The following is a 5,278-nucleotide window of genomic DNA, read 5'->3' as shown; positions in this document are numbered from 1 at the left end:
AGCTGTTTCCCGTCGCAGTACTAGACATGATCGCCTGCTTTTTGATGGGCTATCTCGCACCCGGCCCGTTTGGCGGTGCTGGCATGCTGGGTGGCTTTTCGACGTATTCCGCCTTCGTCGGGCTCGCCTTCACAGAATTGGGCAGCCACCAGGTAATTTACGTCGCCGGGATTATCATTGCCTGCACAATCTGCTGGCTCGGTGGCGATCAGTTGCGCAACGTGTTGGATCTGCGCGAGAAGATGGCCCACTTTGTACTCACCCATGGGCCCTGGGCGCACCCGGAGACGAACCCGCGCGTACACCCGGAGTTCCCTGCCGCTGAAGGCGCTGCGGGCGGCAAGGACGGCGGCAACAGATGAACCTCGATATCAGCCTCACCGAAGCACTCTTGTCGATGGCTTCCGTCGCCGCCGGTGCCTTTGCTGGCGGTCTGCTACGTGGCTTGTTGAGCAAGCTGCGTGGCCGCTACACCGGAACCGCGTGTTCTAATATGCTGGCGTGTTTCGCACTCGGGATTATGCTGGCGCGCGTCGATCTGGGCGCGCTCGTGCACCTGCCGTATTGGGAAATCGCTTTTGGTACAGGTTTTTGCGGTGCGCTTTCAACCCTGGCAACCCTGGCCCGCGAACTGGGGAATCTGACCTACGAACGGGCGTGGATCCGCTTGAGCCTCTATACCGTGTTCACGGTGCTCGGCGGGCTGGGCGCAGTCTGGCTGGGATGGTTGCTCGGCATGGCGGTCTGACAAGATAGATCTGAAAATCAGGTGAAGTGTACTGGGTTTTGTTCCTAGGCATTTACCTTATTTTCCATTATTTCCCGAGACTCATCTTGTTCCCACAACGCGTCTTCAACCTCGACCGGGGTTCGGTATCCCAAGCTCTGGTGGAGCCTTTCCTCATTCCACCATGACACCCACTCAAACGTCGCGATCTCCACATCGACAACATCACCCCAGCTTCTGGTATGGATCAGCTCGTTCTTGTAGGAGCCGTTCACGTTTTCAGCCAAAGCATTGTCATAGGAATCACCAACAGTCCCGGTGTAAGCGGTAATCCTGTGCTGGGCACCTCGCTTGTTATAGACCACGCTGACATACTGCGACCCACGATTCGAATGGTGCACCAAACCTATCGTTTCTTCAGCGCACTTGGGTCGCCTGGTTGAGAGCTTGCAGCGGCAACACCTGAAGTGCGCATGGAATCTGATAACGCCCACCCAACGATCCGCCTGGAGTACACGTCGGTGACAAACGCGGCATACACAACGCCTTGCTTCGTGCGTACATACGTAATGTCAGCCACCCATAACTTGTTTGGTACTGCGGCACTGAATTCGTGTGGCACTAAATCCGGGCGCACATCAGGCATGTTGAGGTGAACGGGTTGTGGTAGGTGACCGGCCTTTGCCTTTGCCAGAAACACCGGCCAGGCGCATCAGCCGGGCGGTGTGCTCACGACCGATATCGATTCCATCACGGCGAAGAGCATGCCACATTTTCCGCACACCGTAAACACCGTAATTATCCCGATGAACAGCACTAATGCGTTAAACCAGCACAGTATCGCGAAGGCGACGAGCACTTAGCCCACGAGCTTTGGATTGGCGATAACCACGCGAGGTAATGAAGCCACCTTCGCGATTGTTCTTCAACGTCGTACAGATGAACTCGGGCAGTGAAACGATCCCGGTATTCATCGATGAACCGAATCATTTCTTAACGTTTCGGGTCGAGTCATGAGGCGAAAAAAGCCGAGGCAGCCTTCAACAACTCGTTGGTATCTCGCAGCTCTTGGTTTTCACGACGTAGCCTCGCGTTTTCGGCGGCCAAATCTTCACCCACAGGTTCTGGGATGGTTCCCGAACGGCGAGCAGGCTTAAGTCCATTGACGAGCCGTGTGCCATGAAACTCCCAGCTTTGGGGCTACTGCCTGGCACGCAGCTTGCATCGACATATTTTCCGCCAAGATGCGATCTTCCACGAGACGGACCAAACGGTCCTTGGCATCCTGGTCAAATTTTCTCGGCATGTTCCAGATTTTCCCATCTATTCAAACGGAACAAAACCTAGGACACTTCAATATATTCATTCAGGATATATTCATTACGGTATACACAAACCAGGATCCAAACATGAGAACCGCTGGAAATACCGCACTGAACAGCCCAATTCCCGCTATCCATGGTTTACGCTCTGCAATTCCTAGCGCTCCTGCACTGAGTCCGAGAACAAAACACACCGGCCAATGGTATAAATCAGTATCTTGCAAAAGAAAGCCACCGATTACAGCCAGAAGTAGATTAACGGAGATAAGCCCGATCGCGATTTTCGCCTTGGTTTTTCTCATCTTACCGTCCAAATATTTTGGCCTAACCTTCTTATCTTTTGTCTACCAATAGACCTAGCGCTTTACCGGGATTTGTAAATACGGGGTAATATTTAGGGCTGGCCTCAATAGATAACCCGTTATCATGCAACCTAAATTGACACTCTTTGAGTTTGTGTAGAGGAAAAAGACCGAAGTGTGTCTCTAGAGAGAGCAATTTTATGCGCCAACACAAAACCGCCAGCCCTGATGCTCAAAATTGAGCACCAGACTGGCGGCAGTCGCTGCCGTAGCAGCGTATTGCATCAAATGGCTAGACCCGCGGGAAACCTAAGCACCGTGGCTTGGGGTTTCACCTTCCAACTGCTCGCGGTGCGAACGGATCGGCTCCCACGCGGTATTGGAACGCATCGGGGTGGTGCGCTCGTCGCGGGAACGGTACAGCACGTACGGGCGGGTGGTGTACCCCACCGGCGCAGAGAACGCGTGCACCAGGCGGGTAAACGGCCACACGGCAATCAGCGTGAAACCAGCAATGACGTGCACCTTGAACTGCCACGGAGCATTAGCCATGAGATCCGGCTCAATATTGAAAATCAATAGCTGACGCAACCACGGCGAAATGGTTTCGCGGTAGTCGTATCCACCGGTACCGGCCAGATCAAACAACTGCAGCGTAAACGTCGCGAAGGAACCGGAAATCAGCGCCGCACCCAAGAAAATGTACATCACCTTGTCGGAGGTGGACGTCGACAAGAACACCGAGCGGTTCTTCAAACGACGGTAGAGCAGGCCGGCAAATCCGAGCAGCACGGCCAACGCGGCGATCGATCCGGGGATGGTCGCGATCAGGTGGTAGGCGTGATCGTCGATGCCGACGGCTCGGGTCCAGGACTTCGGGAAGGCCAGGCCCATCAGGTGGCCGATGATCACGAAGACCATGCCCCAGTGGAACAACGGCGACGACAAGCGCAGCAGCTTGGATTCATAAATCTGTGAGGAGTGGGTGGTCCAGCCGAATTGGTCCGAGCGCCAACGCCAGAAGATACCGACGACAAACGCCACAATCGCTAACCACGGGAACGCGCCCCAGAGGAAGTTATCAAACATGGTGTGGTCCTTAATCAAGTTTATTTACACAACGCCTGGCTGCGTGGTCGGGAACGGCAAATCCGCGATACCCACCATCTCTGCAGGCGGTCCGGTGCGAATCAGATCGACATATTTCTGCGCCGTTTCGCCGTCGACCTCGGGCAAGGCCTTGCACAGTGCGACGATCAGCGCGACGTAGGGCGACTGCACCTGGTTCAGCGCAGCTCGCAACACCTCGATGCCTTCGCGGTGGCTGGCCACCATTTCGACGGCGCGTTCGTGCTCTTCGCCCTCGGTCATCGCCATGGCTTCCAGCACCACGCACAGGTGATCTGGCAACTCGTCGTCCGAAATATGGAACCCCAAGGCCTCCAGCTGCTCGCGGAACGACAAGATCGCCATGCACCGCTGGCGAGTATCGCCCACGGCGTAGTAGGACAAGAACAACGCGCAACGACGACGCTGGTCGAAGGTTTCCACGTAGTGTTCTTCCAACGCGCGCGGCCCCACGCTGCGGGCCCATTCCGCGAAGTTCACGAAGTCTGTGGCAATCGCCAACGGCAGCTGATCTACCTGCTCTTCGACGGCGGCGAGCTTATCGATGATGTCCTCGCCCGGGTAGTTCAGTAACACGGACACCGCCATCGCAGTGATGCGTCGCTGCTCTTCGGTGACCTCCACCGGGGCAATGAACTCGGTGGGTACCTTGCCGGTGTGGGCGCGCAAGGTGCGCTCGACATCCTTGGCACCACCCATGCTGCCGATACCAGCCGGGGTGCCGTAGCCGGCGACGGCGTCGTCGGCAGAAGCAGCGGCGAATTTCGGCTTCGTCGACGGAGTCGTCGGGCGTTTGCGCAGTTTGTCGAAGATACTCACGGTGTGCTCCTACTTCTTCCCTATTTTCCCTATTTTTTCGGCGGGAACATCGAATCGGGGCGGTCACCGCTCCACGACAACAGCGAGACTTTGCCGCCTTGCGCAGCGCTGCTGGTGCAGGCCTCCGGTGCGCCCATGCCCAAATCGTGGAAGACATCCTCGGATGCCTGTGCCGGATCGACGCCACCGAATGGGTCCAGGTTGGAGATGCCACGTGGGGTCTCAGGAGAAGCGGTGGGGATGACGTAGCGGTCGTCGTACTTCGCGATCGACAGCAGACGGTACATTTCTTCGATCTGCTTGCCGGTCATGCCGACGGCCTGGGCAATTTCTTCCTGCGGCTCGTTGCCCAAGTTGATATCACGCATATACGAGCGCATAGCCACCAGGCGGCGCAGCGACTTCTCCACCGGCACGGTATCGCCAGCGGTGAACAAACCAGCCAGGTAGTCCAGCGGGATGCGCATATTCGATAGCGCCGAGAACAAGATCTTGTGGTCTTCACCGTCGTTACCGGAAGCGGTGACGCTGTCGACGATTGGGGACAGCGGCGGGATGTACCAGACCATAGGCAAGGTGCGGTATTCCGGGTGCAGCGGCAAAGCGACACCGTATTTGAAGATCAGATCATAGATCGGTGACTGCTGGGCAGCATCAATCCAGGAGTGCGGGATGCCCTCTGCTTGTGCAGCACGCACCACCTCTGGGTCGTGTGGATCCAGCATGATGGACTTTTGCGCCTCGAACAGATCCTGCTCGTTTTCGGTGGCAGCGGCCTCGGCGACGCGGTCGGCGTCGTAAAGAATCACGCCCAGATAGCGCAGACGGCCCACGCAGGTCTCAGAGCACACCGTCGGCTGGCCGACCTCCAAGCGCGGGTAGCACAAGGTACATTTTTCGGCTTTACCGGTCTTGTGGTTGAAATACACCTTCTTGTACGGGCAGCCGGACACGCACATGCGCCAACCACGGCAACGGTC

Annotated in this window: 9 protein-coding genes; 2 read left to right on the top strand and 7 right to left on the bottom strand. The window is 56.7% G+C overall.

What is annotated here, in order from left to right:
• A partial coding sequence (locus BKN05_RS11520; protein ID WP_286688693.1) for a CrcB family protein occupies positions 1 to 362 on the top strand: 362 nt, incomplete at its 5' end.
• Positions 359 to 748 carry a fluoride efflux transporter FluC gene (locus tag BKN05_RS11515; RefSeq protein WP_284607402.1) on the top strand — a complete coding sequence of 130 codons (390 nt, stop codon included), beginning with the start codon at positions 359 to 361 and terminating at the stop codon, positions 746 to 748. The genes BKN05_RS11520 and BKN05_RS11515, both read left to right, overlap by 4 nt.
• Before the next feature lie 44 nt (positions 749 to 792).
• Here the strand turns inward: BKN05_RS11515 and BKN05_RS12730 are convergent, their stop codons facing one another.
• From BKN05_RS12730 to BKN05_RS11490, 7 genes are all read right to left on the bottom strand, one after another.
• On the bottom strand, positions 793 to 1,092 hold the full coding sequence (locus BKN05_RS12730; protein WP_236588413.1) for an integrase core domain-containing protein: 300 nt from the start codon (positions 1,090 to 1,092) through the stop codon (positions 793 to 795).
• A gap of 41 nt (positions 1,093 to 1,133) precedes the next feature.
• Positions 1,134 to 1,373 carry a DDE-type integrase/transposase/recombinase gene (locus BKN05_RS12725; protein ID WP_502686335.1) on the bottom strand — a complete coding sequence of 80 codons (240 nt, stop codon included), beginning with the start codon at positions 1,371 to 1,373 and terminating at the stop codon, positions 1,134 to 1,136.
• A complete protein-coding gene (locus tag BKN05_RS12720; RefSeq protein ID WP_414629577.1) occupies positions 1,366 to 1,500 on the bottom strand; it encodes a hypothetical protein in 135 nt (44 codons plus the stop codon). Before BKN05_RS12720 ends, BKN05_RS12725 begins: the two co-directional genes overlap by 8 nt.
• 380 nt (positions 1,501 to 1,880) lie before the next feature.
• Positions 1,881 to 2,033 carry a hypothetical protein gene (locus tag BKN05_RS11505; RefSeq protein WP_049168045.1) on the bottom strand — a complete coding sequence of 51 codons (153 nt, stop codon included), beginning with the start codon at positions 2,031 to 2,033 and terminating at the stop codon, positions 1,881 to 1,883.
• A 627-nt stretch (positions 2,034 to 2,660) separates the two neighbouring features.
• A complete protein-coding gene (gene narI, locus BKN05_RS11500) occupies positions 2,661 to 3,440 on the bottom strand; it encodes a respiratory nitrate reductase subunit gamma (protein WP_049149961.1) in 780 nt (259 codons plus the stop codon).
• Positions 3,441 to 3,464: 24 nt separating this feature from the next.
• Positions 3,465 to 4,298 carry a nitrate reductase molybdenum cofactor assembly chaperone gene (narJ, locus tag BKN05_RS11495; protein ID WP_286688692.1) on the bottom strand — a complete coding sequence of 278 codons (834 nt, stop codon included), beginning with the start codon at positions 4,296 to 4,298 and terminating at the stop codon, positions 3,465 to 3,467.
• 29 nt (positions 4,299 to 4,327) lie between these two features.
• A partial coding sequence (locus BKN05_RS11490) for a 4Fe-4S dicluster domain-containing protein (protein ID WP_353743558.1) occupies positions 4,328 to 5,278 on the bottom strand: 951 nt, incomplete at its 5' end.

Origin of the sequence: Corynebacterium sp. S5S1, from assembly GCF_001913985.1 — a bacterium.
In the GTDB taxonomy this organism is placed as follows: domain Bacteria; phylum Actinomycetota; class Actinomycetes; order Mycobacteriales; family Mycobacteriaceae; genus Corynebacterium; species Corynebacterium marquesiae.
This window is presented reverse-complemented; position numbering and strand designations above follow the sequence as displayed.

What these genes read in the sequence shown, in the direction of transcription:
- BKN05_RS11515 (WP_284607402.1), top strand. Translation starts at nt 359, where the DNA reads ATGAACCTCGATATCAGCCTCACCGAAGCACTCTTGTCGATGGCTTCC.
- BKN05_RS12725 (WP_502686335.1), bottom strand. Translation starts at nt 1,373, where the DNA reads ATGCCTGATGTGCGCCCGGATTTAGTGCCACACGAATTCAGTGCCGCA.
- BKN05_RS12720 (WP_414629577.1), bottom strand. Translation starts at nt 1,500, where the DNA reads ATGTGGCATGCTCTTCGCCGTGATGGAATCGATATCGGTCGTGAGCAC.
- BKN05_RS11505 (WP_049168045.1), bottom strand. Translation starts at nt 2,033, where the DNA reads ATGCCGAGAAAATTTGACCAGGATGCCAAGGACCGTTTGGTCCGTCTC.
- narI (WP_049149961.1), bottom strand. Translation starts at nt 3,440, where the DNA reads ATGTTTGATAACTTCCTCTGGGGCGCGTTCCCGTGGTTAGCGATTGTG.